The sequence below is a fragment of the Acerihabitans sp. TG2 genome, from assembly GCF_035013185.1.
Lineage (GTDB): Bacteria > Pseudomonadota > Gammaproteobacteria > Enterobacterales > Enterobacteriaceae > Acerihabitans.
This window is the reverse complement of record NZ_JAYGJO010000003.1, coordinates 79162-93583: the sequence shown is the minus strand read 5'-3', so window position 1 is coordinate 93583 and position 14422 is coordinate 79162. Positions and strand designations below refer to the sequence as shown.

General features: G+C 51.6%; 16 protein-coding genes and 1 pseudogene. 5 read left to right on the top strand and 12 right to left on the bottom strand.

What is annotated here, in order from left to right; all coding sequences use genetic code 11:
- Positions 1-18: 18 nt before the first annotated feature.
- From phnC to phnE (SJI19_RS03630), 4 genes are all read left to right on the top strand, one after another.
- The gene (gene phnC, locus SJI19_RS03645; RefSeq protein ID WP_323476914.1) at positions 19-852 is read left to right on the top strand and encodes a phosphonate ABC transporter ATP-binding protein; all 834 of its coding nucleotides are present in this window, start codon (positions 19-21) and stop codon (positions 850-852) included.
- 56 nt (positions 853-908) lie between these two features.
- Positions 909-1841, top strand: a complete 933-nt coding sequence (gene phnD / locus SJI19_RS03640) for a phosphonate ABC transporter substrate-binding protein (RefSeq protein ID WP_323476913.1) — start codon at positions 909-911, stop codon at positions 1839-1841.
- 67 nt (positions 1842-1908) lie between these two features.
- A complete protein-coding gene (gene phnE / locus SJI19_RS03635) occupies positions 1909-2772 on the top strand; it encodes a phosphonate ABC transporter, permease protein PhnE (protein WP_323476912.1) in 864 nt (287 codons plus the stop codon).
- Positions 2772-3653 carry a phosphonate ABC transporter, permease protein PhnE gene (gene phnE / locus SJI19_RS03630; RefSeq protein WP_323476911.1) on the top strand — a complete coding sequence of 294 codons (882 nt, stop codon included), beginning with the start codon at positions 2772-2774 and terminating at the stop codon, positions 3651-3653. The genes phnE (SJI19_RS03635) and phnE (SJI19_RS03630) overlap by 1 nt, the downstream gene beginning before the upstream one ends.
- Before the next feature lie 67 nt (positions 3654-3720).
- On the opposite strand, the gene SJI19_RS03625 is transcribed toward phnE (SJI19_RS03630), so the two are convergent.
- From SJI19_RS03625 to SJI19_RS03615, 3 genes are all read right to left on the bottom strand, one after another.
- A complete protein-coding gene (locus tag SJI19_RS03625; protein WP_323476910.1) occupies positions 3721-5661 on the bottom strand; it encodes a methyl-accepting chemotaxis protein in 1941 nt (646 codons plus the stop codon).
- 133 nt (positions 5662-5794) lie between these two features.
- A complete protein-coding gene (locus SJI19_RS03620) occupies positions 5795-6877 on the bottom strand; it encodes a lactonase family protein (protein WP_323476909.1) in 1083 nt (360 codons plus the stop codon).
- Positions 6878-7078: 201 nt separating this feature from the next.
- Positions 7079-7648, bottom strand: a complete 570-nt coding sequence (locus tag SJI19_RS03615; RefSeq protein WP_323476908.1) for a DedA family protein — start codon at positions 7646-7648, stop codon at positions 7079-7081.
- A gap of 450 nt (positions 7649-8098) precedes the next feature.
- On the opposite strand from SJI19_RS03615, the gene yajD reads away from it, so the two are divergent.
- A complete protein-coding gene (yajD, locus tag SJI19_RS03610; RefSeq protein WP_323476907.1) occupies positions 8099-8440 on the top strand; it encodes an HNH nuclease YajD in 342 nt (113 codons plus the stop codon).
- 169 nt (positions 8441-8609) lie between these two features.
- On the opposite strand, the gene SJI19_RS03605 is transcribed toward yajD, so the two are convergent.
- From SJI19_RS03605 to SJI19_RS03565, 9 genes and pseudogenes are all read right to left on the bottom strand, one after another.
- The gene (locus SJI19_RS03605) at positions 8610-9296 is read right to left on the bottom strand and encodes a GntR family transcriptional regulator (RefSeq protein WP_323476906.1); all 687 of its coding nucleotides are present in this window, start codon (positions 9294-9296) and stop codon (positions 8610-8612) included.
- A 126-nt stretch (positions 9297-9422) separates the two neighbouring features.
- Positions 9423-10907: a mannitol dehydrogenase family protein gene (locus tag SJI19_RS03600; RefSeq protein WP_416347493.1), complete on the bottom strand. Its 1485-nt coding sequence runs from the start codon at positions 10905-10907 to the stop codon at positions 9423-9425.
- Between the two features lie 24 nt (positions 10908-10931).
- Positions 10932-11006, bottom strand: a pseudogene (locus SJI19_RS03595) (hypothetical protein); the annotation flags it as partial.
- A gap of 228 nt (positions 11007-11234) precedes the next feature.
- Positions 11235-11807, bottom strand: a complete 573-nt coding sequence (locus SJI19_RS03590) for a hypothetical protein (RefSeq protein ID WP_323476905.1) — start codon at positions 11805-11807, stop codon at positions 11235-11237.
- A gap of 23 nt (positions 11808-11830) precedes the next feature.
- Complete coding sequence (locus SJI19_RS03585) at positions 11831-12163, bottom strand: hypothetical protein (protein WP_323476904.1); 333 nt, start codon at positions 12161-12163, stop codon at positions 11831-11833.
- A complete protein-coding gene (locus SJI19_RS03580) occupies positions 12160-12861 on the bottom strand; it encodes a hypothetical protein (protein WP_323476903.1) in 702 nt (233 codons plus the stop codon). The genes SJI19_RS03585 and SJI19_RS03580 overlap by 4 nt, the downstream gene beginning before the upstream one ends.
- Entirely contained in the window at positions 12803-13396 is a 594-nt protein-coding gene (locus SJI19_RS03575) for a type III secretion apparatus protein OrgA/MxiK (RefSeq protein ID WP_323476902.1), read from the bottom strand. The genes SJI19_RS03580 and SJI19_RS03575 overlap by 59 nt, the downstream gene beginning before the upstream one ends.
- Positions 13374-14135, bottom strand: coding sequence for an EscJ/YscJ/HrcJ family type III secretion inner membrane ring protein (locus SJI19_RS03570; RefSeq protein WP_323476901.1), 762 nt, complete (start codon positions 14133-14135; stop codon positions 13374-13376). The genes SJI19_RS03575 and SJI19_RS03570 overlap by 23 nt, the downstream gene beginning before the upstream one ends.
- The gene (locus SJI19_RS03565) at positions 14132-14416 is read right to left on the bottom strand and encodes a hypothetical protein (RefSeq protein ID WP_323476900.1); all 285 of its coding nucleotides are present in this window, start codon (positions 14414-14416) and stop codon (positions 14132-14134) included. The genes SJI19_RS03570 and SJI19_RS03565 overlap by 4 nt, the downstream gene beginning before the upstream one ends.
- Between the last annotated feature and the right edge of the window lie 6 nt (positions 14417-14422).

Below are 14422 nucleotides of genomic sequence, written 5' to 3'. Positions count from 1 at the left end.
TGAACCAGGGGCATTCACATGGCACAGGCAATATTAAAACTGGCGCAACCCCCTTATTACCCACCGCAACCTGAACTTAAAAAACAGGTGTTGGCGGTAAAAGGGTTAAATAAGCAATTTACCGCACAGCAGCGTGTTCTGAAAAATATTAATTTTGATCTTTACGCCGGTGAGATGGTCGCGGTGATCGGCCGCTCCGGCGCCGGAAAATCCACCTTATTACATATGCTCAACGGCACCATTCCGGCCACCTGCGGTGAGATGCTGCATTTCCAGACGGATGGATCTACGCTTGATATCGCCCGGCTAACCGCGCGGCAAATGCGGCGCTGGCGAGCACAGTGCGGCATGATATTCCAAGATTTTTGCCTGGTGCCGCGCCTGGATGTTATTACCAATGTGTTATTGGGCCGTCTAAGCCACACCTCCACTTGGAAGTCATTATTCAAGATCTTCGATGACGGGGATCGCGCTAAAGCCATTGAGCTATTGCAGTGGCTGAATATGCTGCCCCACGCTTTACAACGCGCAGAACATCTCTCCGGTGGCCAGATGCAGCGGGTGGCGATTTGCCGCGCCATGATGCAAAACCCAACCATTATGCTGGCCGATGAGCCGGTAGCGTCCCTTGATCCGAAAAATACCCGGCGGATTATGGATGCGTTGCAAAAGGTGGCGCAAAACAATATTGCCGTGGTGGTCAATCTGCACTCGGTGGAATTGGTAAAAGAATACTGTACGCGAGTGATTGGTATTTCTCAGGGACAGATTATTTATGACGGTGCCCCCGGGCGACTTGATGATCAGGTGCTGCAGGCCTTATACGGTGAAGAAGCAGCCCAGGTACATTGAGGCTGGGTAATGAATTTATTGAATTAATCATCTTTAAACCAAGGCGATATAACTATATGAAACCCACTTTTTCCATCCTTACCTTGCTGGCCAGCACGATAATCAGTTTTGCCAGTCATGCAGCCGACGCACCAAAAGTATTGAATTTGGGTATTCTCGGCGGGCAAAATGCGACCCAGCAAATTGGCGACAACCAGTGTGTAAAACAGTTTATGGATAAAAAACTGAATGTTGATACCCAATTGCGTAACTCCTCGGATTACTCCGGTGTTATTCAAGGGATCCTCGGAGAAAAAGTGGATATGGTGCTGAGTATGTCGCCTTCGTCTTTCGCCTCGGTCTATCTGAATAATCCGAACTCGGTAGATTTAGCCGGTATTGTGGTTGACGATAACGACCAGTCGCGCGGTTATCATTCGGTGGTAGTGGTAAAAGCCGACAGCCCGTACAAAAAATTGGAAGATTTAAAGGGTAAATCATTTGCGTTTGCCGATCCCGACTCGACCTCCGGTTATCTGATACCCGACCATGTGTTTAAAAAGCAGTTTGGTGGCAATATTGATAACAAATATAATAATTTCTTCTCAAGCGTCACCTTCTCAGGCGGCCATGAACAGGATATTCTCGGGGTACTGAACGGTCAGTTTGCTGGCGCGGTAACCTGGACGTCATTAACCGGCGATTATAACAGTGGTTACAATACCGGCGCCTTTGGCCGACTGATCCGCGCCGGTCATCCTGATTTAATGAAACAGATCCGGATTATCTGGCAATCGCCGACCATCCCGAATGGCCCGATTTTAGTCCGCCATTCGTTACCGGCAGCATTTAAAGCCAAGCTGGTGGCGGCGATAAAACAATTGGATAAAGACGATCATCAATGCTTTATCAAAGCGGTAGGCGGCAAGCAACATGTTGAGCCGACGTCTTTGGCCGAGTTCCAGGACATCATTGACTTAAAACGTGAGCTGACCCAGGTCAAACGTTAATCACCCGCAACGGCTATTCACCCACGCCGAGCGCGATTCGCGTTCGGCGTCCCTTCGGTGACTTATTGTGAATAACGACTTTACCCGCTATTACCTTGATATTCGCCGCAAGCAAAAACGCGAAACACTTCTCTGGTCGCTGGGGCTGGTGGTGCTTTACCTTGGCGCCGGTACCCTGGCCGAATTTAATCTTTATACCGTATGGATCTCTCTTCCGCATTTTTTTGACTACCTGGCGCAAATTATTCCGGTTCTGCACTGGCAGGTCTTGTTTGCTGACGTGCATACCAAAGGTTCTTTGCATTATTGGGGTTATCGCCTGCCTATCCAGCTACCGCTGATTTGGGATACCGTGCAGATGGCGCTGGCCGCGACGATGATTTCGGTGCTGGCGGCCAGCGTGCTGGCCTTTCTGGCGGCGGCCAATACCAACACCCCCGCGGCCCTGCGCTTGATTATCCGCACGTCGGTGGCCTTTTTACGCACCATGCCCGAGCTGGCATGGGCGGTGATGTTTGTGATGGCGTTTGGCATCGGTATGTTTCCCGGGTTTCTGACGCTGGCGTTACACACAGTCGGCAGTCTGACCAAAATGTTTTATGAAGCGTTGGAAAGTGCCTCTAATCAGCCGGTACGCGGCCTACGCGCCTGCGGTGCCGGGACGCTACAATGCATGCGTTTTGGTCTGTGGCCCCAGGTAAAACCCATTTTTCTCTCCTATAGTTTTATGCGCCTGGAGATCAATTTCCGGCTGTCGACCATTCTTGGCCTGGTGGGCGCCGGCGGCATCGGCCAGGAGCTGATGACCAATATCAAGCTCGATCAATACGATCAGATCAGCATGACGTTATTGCTGATTATTCTGGTAGTGGCAGCGTTGGACGCGCTATCAGGCACCTTACGTAAGTGGGTCGTCGAGGGGAAAAAATAATGTTAACTCACTCATTATCGCCGCAAGCGGTAGCAGAAATCAGGCAGCAGCACCGCGACATCTTTGCCGGTCAAAACCGTTATCTTAGGCGTATTGGCTTGATTGCCTCTATTATGGTGTTGTACTACGTCTACTTCTTTTTGCAATACGGCCTGCCCTGGCCCCGGTTGGTTAACGGTAGTCAGCAAATCGGCCATTACTTCCTGCGCATGCTGATCTGGCATGACGTGGCTTCTTGGCCCTTCGGTTATTATCTGTGGCAAATCTTTATTACCATCGCCATTGTGCTGATAGGCTCCGTTACCGCGACACTGATCGCGCTGCCATTGTCTTTTCTGGCGGCGCGCAACGTCATGTCGGCACCGCTGTTGCGTCCGATAGCGTCGCTGTTTCGCCATTTTTTCGATGTGTTACGCGGGATTGACATGGCGATTTGGGGCATGGTGTTTGTCCGGGCGCTGGGAATGGGCCCGCTGGCTGGCGTAATGGCGATTATTTTTCAGGACGTGGGGCTGCTGGGCAAACTGTATGCCGAAGGGCACGAAGCGGTAGAGAGGTCCCCTGGCCGTGGGTTAACTGCTCTCGGAGCCAATAATATCCAAAAATACCGTTTCGGTATTTTCACTCAATCTTTTCCGACCTTTCTGGCGCTCAGCCTGTATCAGATTGAGTCCAATACTCGCTCCGCTGCAGTCCTGGGTTTTGTCGGCGCGGGTGGGGTAGGACTGGTTTATGCCGAAAATATGCGCTTATGGAACTGGGATGTGGTGATGTTTATCACCATTATCATGGTGGGCATCGTGATGCTCATGGACAAAATGTCGGCCATACTGCGCAATAAATACAGTATTGGTGAAGAGATTCCATTATATCGGCCCTGATGGGCCGATATCGACTTGATGACAACATCGGACCTGCGAGCATGGTGGGCAAGATGGTCGATGGCGCCTAGAAGGTGGTCCAACTTTCATCTGACGTGGCGGTCGCTTTAACCGGCTTAGCAGCTGGGGTGGAGGACCTATCCACTGAACCCGGTTTGTTGGCCGATGGTGACAAACGGGCATTTTCCTCGGCAGTGAGGCGGAAGTTGGCGATCATCGTTTCCAGCAATGCTGATTGACCTTCCAGCGTATTGGCCGCAACTGACGACTCGGTGACCAGTACGGCATTTTGCTGCGTGGTAATATCCAGTTCGCTTACCGCGCGGGCGATCTGTTCGATGCCCCGGCTCTGTTCTTCCGACGCTGATGAAATCTCGCCCATAATATCGTTTACCCGCGCTACCGAGGTCACGATCTGTTCCATGGAGCCACCCGCTTGCGCAACCAGTTCGGTTCCCACCTTGATCCGTGAAACCGTATCGGCAATCAGGGTTTCAATCTCCTTGGCCGCCTGCGAACTGCGCTGGGATAAACTACGCACTTCCCCCGCCACCACCGCAAAACCACGTCCCTGCTCCCCGGCTCTGGCCGCTTCCACCGCGGCATTCAACGCTAATATATTAGTTTGGAAAGCAATGCCGTTGATAACCGAAGTAATATCGGAAATTTTCCGCGAGCTTAACGAAATTTCATCCATGGTCTTGACCACATTTTTCACCACTTCACCGCCCTTATGAGCATTCAGGGACGCTTCCTGGGCAATTTGGCTGGCATGGCGGGCATTACCGGCATTGTTTTTCACCGTAGCCGTCAGCTCTTCCATGCTGGCGGCGGTCTCCACTACTGCGGCGGACTGCTGCTCGGTTCGCGAAGAGAGATCGTTATTACCATTGGCGATTTTAGCTGCCGACGACGCGACGGTAGCGACGCAATCGCGCACATCGGAAATCATACGACGCAGTTTTTCATTCATTCGTCCCATGGCGGAGGTTAATTGCCCCAGTTCATCATGGCGATCGGCAATAATAGTTGCGCTAAGATCGCCGCTGGCGATACGTTCGGCCAATGATAAATTTTGCATGACCGGCACCGTGATAAGCCGGGTGATATACCATGCCACTATAATGCCCAGCATGATCGCAATCAGACCGATAATAATGGTAATACTCGCCGAGCCGAGCGCCAGAGCGTCATTTTTTTCTTTTACGATCTTGATAATCACTTTAACCGCAGCGCTACTCTTATCACCGGCGACTTTAACTGCTGATTCCGCATTGGCCAGTTGGTTGGCATTGGCATAATAGGCCTCACTGAGGTCTTTATACTGGACAAAACTGCCCCATAACGTCTCCACCGCGCTGGTTTGTTCCGGGGTTAGCCCCGGCAATAGATCATGATAACTGGTTTGGGCCTGGGAAAAGCTGGTGTGTAACTGTTTCAGCGCAGCATCGTCATTTTGCAGCCGTAGGTTATATGCCTGGATCTTCAGCTCCGGAAATAATGACATCAACTCATTGGATTTACGCTGAAAATCGTAATCGAATGGCAGATTACGCAGTTGGTTCTTGAAATCATCAAGCGTATTCTGGCGGTAGAGGCTATCCAATTGCGTCTTGAGCGCCAGGCCCTTTTGGGCATAAACGCCCATTTGCTCCAGGGAATTATGAAAATCGACCAGATAATGTGCAATATTATTCACACTTTCCCGAGCATCACTTCCCCAACTTAATTGTTTAGCTTGTTCGGTAAGAGTCGTGGCCTGCTCAATATAACCGGCCATGACGTTCTTGACTTTGTCATCCAAACTGTAAAGATATTTAACCCGATTGACCTTAACCTGGAATACATCAATATTGATATCATAGATTAAATTGGTTTTTTGATAAATATCTCGAATTTGCTTAAACCGCTGTACGCTCAGTGCCGTGGCGACCAGCACCAGTAGCAAAACGATACCAAAGCCAAAATAAAGCTTATGGGATACCTTCAAACTCTTTATTTTATTCATGAATACTTTCACCTTGGCTTTTTTCAAGAAATCACGTCATAGCATGCCGTGAACAACAAAACCTGACCTTACGTAAGCGTTATCGGCAAAGCTTGTCGATTCTTTAGATACCAAGGTGAAAAATATTAAATATTTAATATTTCACTATTTCTATCCAGTTAGGATTGTGCCCCACTGGATATTGCCCGATCGCGTTAAGTGCCCCAGAATGCCCATCGATGCGATAAACGCGCATTTGCGTCGACAATTGACCTACAGCCAATAAATAATGACCCGAGGGATCAATATTAAATCCGCGCGGTTGCTTTTCGGTGGGCCAGGTACCAATACGGGTCAATTGGCCGGATTTTTTATTCACCCGAAAAGCCGCCAAGGTACTTGACGTACGCTCAGAGGCAAAGAGAAAGCGCCCATCCGGCGTGAGATGCAGATCCGCACCCCAGGGTTTATCTCCGCTAAAGTCGGGCGGCAAGATCGATACCGTTTGGCGTGGTTTGGCCGTATCGGTGACCGGGTTAAAGGCCAATACATGTAACTTGCCATCCAGTTCATCAATGAGATAAGTAAACCGGCGGTCGGGGGAAAAAATAAAATGCCGTGGGCCGGATTTTGCCGGCAGAGCATAGGCCGGTGCGAGATCCTGCTGCAACTGTCCACTTTTCGCGTCCAGTTTAAGGCGCAGCCAGGCATCCGCGCCCAAAACAGAGGCAAACACATAACGATTATCCGGCGCACTCCTTATGGCGTGCGCCATAGGTCCGGTTTTGATGGTTTGCCGCACCTCACCGACCACCCCACTGGTATCGATGTTATTCACCGCCAGCATATTGCCACCATAGGACGCCGAGAATAAATAACGGCCGGTGTTGTCGGTGGAAATATACGCCATGCTTTCCGCTAATGGTGAGGATTTGCGTAACGTCAGACGGCCATCAGTGGGATTAATGGCCAGCGTCAGCACCCGATAGGGTTTCGAGCGCAACGCGGCATACAAGGAGTGGTGGTCGGGAGACAGCGCCATCGGCATTACGGTTCCACCTACCGCCAAGGTTTGTACCGACGCTAATGCGCCGCTGGCTTCGTCGAGTCGGAATACCGAGATATCGGCACTGTCGGCATTCGCCACATAAGCATAAGTGGCCGCCTGAGTGGCACAGGCGAAGGACGATAGAATAAACAGGCTAATGCGGGCAGCATACAGAGATTTTTTTTTCATTATTATAAATAAGACATTGAATTATTGAACTGATTTCAAAGTATAGATAACCAAATTGGCTTCCACAGCAGTCAAATGCCCAATAAGATCGGGTATGGGAAAAATATTTTCTGGCATCTGAATAAAGCGATGCGATGTTCCTCACAGAACCAGCGTGGTATTTTGTCGATCAGCAGCGGCGTTCAGCACCCAGAACAGGGTCTAGCGTCGTCTACGACGTAATAAATAGCGTATTGCGCGCGGTACAAGACAGAGCAACAACAATAATCCCACCAAGAGCAGGCCATATTTAAGTTGGTGGTCAAGATGGCGCAGCCATGGTGCAATAATCTGCCCGCCCCAATAACCCAGTGTAGCGAAGATAAATGCCCACAACACCGCACCAAGAAGATTGAGCGGCACAAAACGGGCGGGCGCCAGCCGACTGGCGCCAATGAGCAACGGACCTATCAGGCGAAATCCATACATAAATCGCACACCCACCACAAACCACAGCGGATAGCGGAGAATGAGCCGATTAGCCCGTTCAATATTGGCCTGAGCTGGTTTAACACGGCGCAATATGCCGGTGCCATAACGGCGGCCGATAAAATAGAGTGTCATATCGCCGACGGCACCGCCCAGCGCCGCGATCAACACCACCAGACCATAACGCAATAAACCATCATGTGCCGCCAGGCCAGCAAGCAACGTCACCGTTTCACCTTCCGCCAGGCAGCCGATAAACAGCGCCCAATACCCATATTGCTCAATTAAATGATTAATATCCAAGAGCCAGAACGTCCTGTTGCTTGATAAAATAGGAACACATTGTGTCATTTAAGCATAGACCCTGTCGCCAGGGACCCGCGGCCAACGCACCTGCCGTGCGAAAGATGACGGGTAACCCCTATAGCTTTCGTGCTGCAGGCAGGCGGCAAGCAAGAGAACCCGATGAGCTTACTCACGTAAGTGATTCGGGTGAGCGCACGCGGCCAACGCACCTGCTGTGCGAAAGATGACGGGTAACCCCTATAGCTTTCGTGCTGCAGGCAGGCGGCAAGCAAGAGAACCCGATGAGCTTACTCACGTAAGTGATTCGGGTGAGCGCACGCGGCCAACGCACCTGCTGTGCGAAAGATGACGGGTGCCACTGATTAGCGCTACTATATCGCTTATATCGCCAACTACACCCCAATCTATTGGGGTGATCACCTTAACCCCTTACACTGTAGGCTTTGTATGGCATTTATTCCTAAAAACTACGCCCGGCTTGAAACCGGCTATCGTGAAAAAGCGCTTAAACTGTTCCCTTGGGTATGTGGGCGCTGCTCGCGCGAATTTGTTTATTCTAATTTGCGTGAGCTCACGGTGCATCACATCGATCATGATCATAGCAATAATCCGGAAGACGGCAGTAATTGGGAAATGCTTTGTCTGTATTGCCACGACAATGAGCATTCCAAATATACTGATGCGGATCTGTATGGTTCGACGGTGGTGGCTGGCGAGGATGCACAAAAGGACATGGGCGTGGCAACCCATAATCCTTTTGCCAATCTGAAATCGTTGATGAAAAAATAGCGTTATCGCCGTCAGGCTCCGAGCTGCTGGTGCGTTGCCTGCGCTCGTTTTCCCGAATCACTGACTTGGGCACGTTCATCGGGGTTCTTTCGTTTGCCGCCTTACTGCCATTCGAATTATTTAAGGTCTATATTGGGTGATTGATTGGCTAGCGGACGCGTCGTGTCGCTTAATCGTCGGCGAACCAATCGCTGTTGCGTTCGGCGATCGGTGTGATGGTATCAATAATGACCTGGAGATGTTCGCGCATCGCCCGTTCGGCGGCATCGGGGTCGCGGGCTTTAATGCGGTTGAATATCGCGAAGTGCTGGGTCAGTAACGCCTGTGGCGGAGAAACCTGTTCCAGGCTGAGAAAACGTACCCGATCCATGGTGGCTTTGATGGATTCGATAACACTCCAGGATAAGGGACACTCGGCGATATCGCTCAGCAAACGATGAAAATCGTCATCCAGGCAAAAAAAATCGCGCATTTGCCGATTCTGTGACGCCCATTCTTGACGCTGTAAATTATGCTCTAGCAGCAGAATCTGCTGTGGCGTGATGATTTGAGCCACGCGACGAGCGACGGCGCACTCTATGGCTTGGCGAATAAACCGTGCTTGCGCTACACGTTGTGCCGAAATTCTCAGTACCAGAGTGCCGCGCTGTGGCAATACCTGCACCAAACCCACTTCGGCTAATTTGATGAACGCCTCGCGCACCGGTTGGCGAGATACCGCAAAACGCCCGGCAATTTCCTTTTCAGATAACAATGTGCCTGGCGGAATGCAGCATTCGACAATATCTTTGCGCAGTTGCCAGTATATCTGTTGGTTGATGGGCTCTGTATTATTGAAATTAAATAATGCTTCCATGATGATATTTCCCGGTTAATCAATCCAAACCCGTTCATAACGATAACCGGTTAAATCCCCTGCAACCCGTCGGGTTAGTCAAGGATGGCGCAGTGCGCCATCCTTCGGTGGTCATGACCTGACCGTTTAGGCGAGATGCTTTAATACCCGTTTCACCGTCTCTTTGGCACCCTGGTTTTGCAACAAGGTATAGGCGTCAGCCACCTGATTGACAAACAGCGCGTTAGCCGGCAGATCGGTACCAAACACCTGGTGTAAGGTTAACAATGCCTCGACGCGGGGCCGACCATCAGCGGAGTTGTGCACCAATTGCGCCAGTTGCACGGCTAATGGATCGCTGATATCAATCTTTTCACCGCTATCGTCCACGCCACCGACATAACGCATCCAGCCGGCAACACCTAACGCCAACAGAGGGAACGCCGTGCCGCGCGCCAGATGCACCCGGATAGAATCCAGCATACGCTGCGGTAGTTTCAAGGTCCCATCCATCGCAATTTGCCAGGTGCGGTGTTTCAGACCCGTATTGCGATAGCGTGCCAGCAGGGACTCGGCATACGCGGTGAGATCGACCCCTGAGGTATGTAAGGTCGGCGCTTGCTCACTGAGCATCAATTGGCGAGCGGCCTGGGCGTAATTGTCGTCCAGCATGCATTGATCGATATGCTGATATCCGGCCAGATACCCCAGATAGGCCAGGAAAGAGTGGCTGCCATTTAACATACGCAGCTTCATTTCCTCATACGGCAAGACATTCGCCACCAATTCGGCACCGACTTTTTCCCACTCGGGACGGCCGGCAACAAAATTATCCTCAATCACCCATTGCCGGAACGGTTCACAGGCAATACCCACCGGATCGGCCATACCGCCCAACACGCCGGAGATCTTTTCCAGGCTGGCCGGGGTCATTGCCGGCACAATCCGATCAACCATGGTGGAAGGGAAGCTGACGTGCTGTTCTATCCAATCCGCCAAAGCAGGATCGCGGTTTTTTGCCAGGGCGATGACCACATTATGGGCGACATGACCATTTTCCGGAATATTATCACACGACATGACCGAAAACGCCGGCAAGCCTTTTTCACGACGAATGCGCAAGGCTTCAATAATCACGCCGGGTGCAGACTGTGGCTGGTGTGGATGGGCCAGGTCGTGTTCAATCAGCGGGTTATGGGTATCGATGGAGGCGGTGGACGGCACATAACAGTAGCCCTTTTCGGTGACGGTGAGGGAAACAATGGCGACATCTGGCTGGGTCATGGCCTCGAGCACCCGATCGATGCCATCGGTCACCCCATGCAGCGCCTGGCGCACCACACCCACCACCCGCCCACTCCAGTTATCCGCATTCATTTCGCACACGGAGTAGAGTAAATCCTGCTGTTTTAAGTCGGCTATTTGCTGCTCGCCGCCGATCAGATTCACCTCACAATAACCCCAATCGCTACCGTGCGCGCTGGCCAGTTCGTCGGCGAAAACCGCTTGATGCGCACGATGAAAGGCACCAAAACCAAGGTGAACAATACGGATCTTGAGTTGATCGCGTGGATAGGTCGGCGTAGACACTCGGCCGGATAATTCAGATAAGGTTTGCGTTGATAGTTGCACGTTAAACGTCCTGACTGCGTAAAGTTATGACCAATTCCACATCGTGCCGTCTTCGAGACGGGCGACCGGAAGATAAGCGGGTTCATATAGATAAGAGGCTACCGGCAGCTCGCGTCCGTTTAACGTTGCGGGGCGCGCATACAAACTCACCTAATATGACAAAGACTACCATACAAGTAATATTAGTTTGATTTCTTGCGCGATATCACATTTCATTTGAACGGCGGGAAAAACAGGATCGGGGTGAAACTACAGGATCGTGTCGGGCTAAAAAATCGAGAGCCGCGCCTCAATAGGTGCGGCTCCCAGCCTGAGGGGGAAGCGCCCTTAGCGGATGCTGACGATATCAGTCGCGCAGTGTAAATAGCCGCTGAGCGCCTGGTTCCACAGTTTTGGCTGTTCCGCCGCCCCGGTTTCACCCCTACCGCCATCGGCGGACATAAGATAGACCGGTGCGTAGACCGGCTTGCCAATCGACTGCACCTGGCGGCAAACGCCGGCCAACTGCTGTTTGTTACTCAGCTTGCTGTTCAAGGCTTGCCAAAACGTCTGCCGCTGCGGCGGCGAGAGCATGCCGAGTGCCTCGCCCAGCATGCTGGAGTGCGCTTCCCTGGCCTGATCGGTATTCAAACGCAGCGTGTCAAAATAGGAATAGCTGCCCGCCACCGCGTACAGCAATATACCGTCGTTAACATTATTGGCCTTAATACAGCTGACCATGCCTTGATACAACACCGGCGGCGTCAGCGTATTATTAATGGAAGACGCGCCCAGGCAGCCGGGGCTGGCCACCTGCGTCAGGAACGTGGTGCCTGCGCCCTTTTTGCTCGAGCCCGGCGATTGCGCGCAGCCGGTAAGGATGAGGGTCAAGACGAGCATCATCAGCGGTGCTGTTTTCATAATATCCCCTGTTAATCAATTAGTTAATCTTCCTGCGCTTCTTCAGCGGCTTCTCGTCTTTGGTCTGCCAGACGAAACATGTCCTTTATGGTTTGTTTGCTCATCATATCCCTGATAATGTTTGCATTATTGTCAACTGAGTCTGCGACTGCCTTTTCATCATTATCTTTAACTATCGACGATGAATCCCCTGCGTGGGTGTTGTTATTTTTAGCATTCGCTGTTGCGGTCGATAATACTGCGTCTTCGCCGGCCCTTGGCAGATCTTTTATGCGCTGCCCCAATGAGATTGGCGGTGAATCCTGCCCGGAGCTCGCACCTTCAATGGCGCTAAGGGAAGAAATTGGCGCGGTCATGGTTGCTCCTCTCTATCTAATTGATTTAAATCATTAAAATAATATGAAAAAATATCATATAACCGTTTCTTGGCGTCATCGGTCAATTGCCGGCAACTGTCGGGTATTGATTCAATAGCCGTCAGGCGCAACGTGGCGTTATCCACGAACGTTTCGGCATCGAATTCAGCCAAACGATCGCCATATTTCATAACTAACCGATTTTCGGCATGATATTCGATACGGCTTTTGCCCAGCCAGGCCGCCTGCAATTTCTGTTTCAGTTGTGCATGTGACCTGCGGGCGCTGGCGGGCAATAATAAAATTAACGTCTGCTGGATATCTTGTTCCGGCAAGCTACTTAGCCATTCGTCCAGTAACTCAAGCAATATGTCCGGATGGGCCATGGCGTTGGATAATAATCGACGGGCATGTTGGTTAATCTGCTGCTGTAACTCGGCGCCCAGACGCTGCGCCTGCGTCAAATAGTCCGCCACGGCGGCGGCGGCGGCCACCAACCCCTCCTGATAGCCTTCATGGTAGGCTTGTCTGCGGATATCCTCCGTCTGCGCCTGCGCATCCTTAACCAGTCGAGTTGCCTGTCGCTGCGCATCATTCACCAGGTCGATTGACTGGCGTTGACGCATCAGCTGTTGGCGTTTAATTAATACTCCGCCAAAAGTCGGCGGCATCTGGTATAGCGGGATTTCTCTTGGCATATTGAAAGGCCAGCTTGATAAGCAATGGGCTGTCAGGCGACGCGGCGCGAGCCTCGTTCTCCCGGTCCAAAGCGGGTGAAAACAGTAGGGCAATACGCTGCGACAGTACGGTGGGTAACAGCTCGCCCCCGGATAGCAGTTCGTTTTTGCCCCAGAATAATAAGGTGCCCAGCGTCGGCTGCGCCACGCAGGCGCTAGCCACCGATTCAACAATCGCCAGCTCGGCAAAGGCCCTGACCCACGCAGGCAACAGCCGTATCCGGCCCTGCCGGGCCAATAAGGCCCGATGCCGCTGGCAGGCAATCAATAGCGCAACCTGGGGTAGACGATGCCATTGATCCACACACTGCCGGGCCAGCCAGCCTGGTGTCAACAACGGCGTTGCCACCGACCATCCTTGTGACGCAATGATCATATCGTTGATAATCGATCGCTGCCTGGCGCCGCTCAGTCCTGGTGTCAACGTCAGGCGTTGCGGATGCATCCAGGACAGCGGATCGAATAAAATGGCCTCAAGCGGCTGGATTGTCTGCATCGGCATCCGCCCGTCCAGTAGGGGTGATCTTGGTCTTGCGCCAGTACCACACGCCGCCCGCTAGCGCGAACAGCACTACCAGGCCACCGCCCAGCGATATCATGCCATTGTGTTGCCCTGCGGCACGCTGCTGGTTATCCACCGGGCCACGCTGCTGCAACGGCGACTGTTTGGACAACACCACAGAAATATTTTCGTATTCCACCTGGGTAAAACTGTTCTTTAAAAAGCGCTTGATATCGCTGATCATCAGGGTCGGATCGGCATCGCTTTGATAATTGACCAATGTCGAGAGATGCACCGGTTTTGCCGATCGTCCCCCTTCGACACCATCAATATCATAGCTGACATGTACCCGTGCGGATAACACGCCTTCCAGGGTTTGCAGCGATTGTTCCAAGCGCTGTTCAATGGCGGAATACAGCCGGGCTTTTTCCGCGCGCGGCGAAGAGACCAATGAATCACTGGGAAAGAGTTGCGAGATCTCCATTCGAGGTTGCGAAGGCAGCGCATGGATCTTCATCAGATCCACCGCTGCGGGAATATCCACCGGCCGCACGTTAATGCTATAGCCGGTCTTGCCTTTATCAACTTTATTAGCCTGGATATTATTGCGTTGAAGAGTCGCAATAACCTCATTAGCCTGCTGCTGATCCAAGCCTTTTAATAACGACTCCTCTTTACAGGCAGTTAATCCAAGAATTAATAATGATGAAATTAATAATGATTTAATTTTCATCCTGAGCCTAATAATTTTTCAACCGTACCGATAACCTTGCGTACCGCCGTGCTGTAAAAAGTTAAATAGTTGCTCAGCTTTGCCTGCAAGGCCTGTAGTTTTGCCAACCCGGGCGGTGAAAAATCCCCTTGCGCCACCGCCTGCATAAATTCATTGCGCGCTTGTCCGGTCATCGCGACGGGTTTCATCAATTGTTGGTAGGCAATATCTTCTATTGGCCGCACCGAAACCTCCTGCATTGATGCCGTCCTTGGGCCGTTAGTCACCTCTTGAATATTCATTTTCAA

What these genes read in the sequence shown, in the direction of transcription:
- phnC (WP_323476914.1), top strand. Translation starts at nt 19, where the DNA reads ATGGCACAGGCAATATTAAAACTGGCGCAACCCCCTTATTACCCACCG.
- phnD (WP_323476913.1), top strand. Translation starts at nt 909, where the DNA reads ATGAAACCCACTTTTTCCATCCTTACCTTGCTGGCCAGCACGATAATC.
- phnE (WP_323476911.1), top strand. Translation starts at nt 2,772, where the DNA reads ATGTTAACTCACTCATTATCGCCGCAAGCGGTAGCAGAAATCAGGCAG.
- SJI19_RS03625 (WP_323476910.1), bottom strand. Translation starts at nt 5,661, where the DNA reads ATGAATAAAATAAAGAGTTTGAAGGTATCCCATAAGCTTTATTTTGGC.
- SJI19_RS03620 (WP_323476909.1), bottom strand. Translation starts at nt 6,877, where the DNA reads ATGAAAAAAAAATCTCTGTATGCTGCCCGCATTAGCCTGTTTATTCTA.
- yajD (WP_323476907.1), top strand. Translation starts at nt 8,099, where the DNA reads ATGGCATTTATTCCTAAAAACTACGCCCGGCTTGAAACCGGCTATCGT.
- SJI19_RS03605 (WP_323476906.1), bottom strand. Translation starts at nt 9,296, where the DNA reads ATGGAAGCATTATTTAATTTCAATAATACAGAGCCCATCAACCAACAG.
- SJI19_RS03590 (WP_323476905.1), bottom strand. Translation starts at nt 11,807, where the DNA reads ATGAAAACAGCACCGCTGATGATGCTCGTCTTGACCCTCATCCTTACC.
- SJI19_RS03585 (WP_323476904.1), bottom strand. Translation starts at nt 12,163, where the DNA reads ATGACCGCGCCAATTTCTTCCCTTAGCGCCATTGAAGGTGCGAGCTCC.
- SJI19_RS03580 (WP_323476903.1), bottom strand. Translation starts at nt 12,861, where the DNA reads ATGCCAAGAGAAATCCCGCTATACCAGATGCCGCCGACTTTTGGCGGA.
- SJI19_RS03575 (WP_323476902.1), bottom strand. Translation starts at nt 13,396, where the DNA reads ATGCAGACAATCCAGCCGCTTGAGGCCATTTTATTCGATCCGCTGTCC.
- SJI19_RS03570 (WP_323476901.1), bottom strand. Translation starts at nt 14,135, where the DNA reads ATGAAAATTAAATCATTATTAATTTCATCATTATTAATTCTTGGATTA.
- SJI19_RS03565 (WP_323476900.1), bottom strand. Translation starts at nt 14,416, where the DNA reads ATGAATATTCAAGAGGTGACTAACGGCCCAAGGACGGCATCAATGCAG.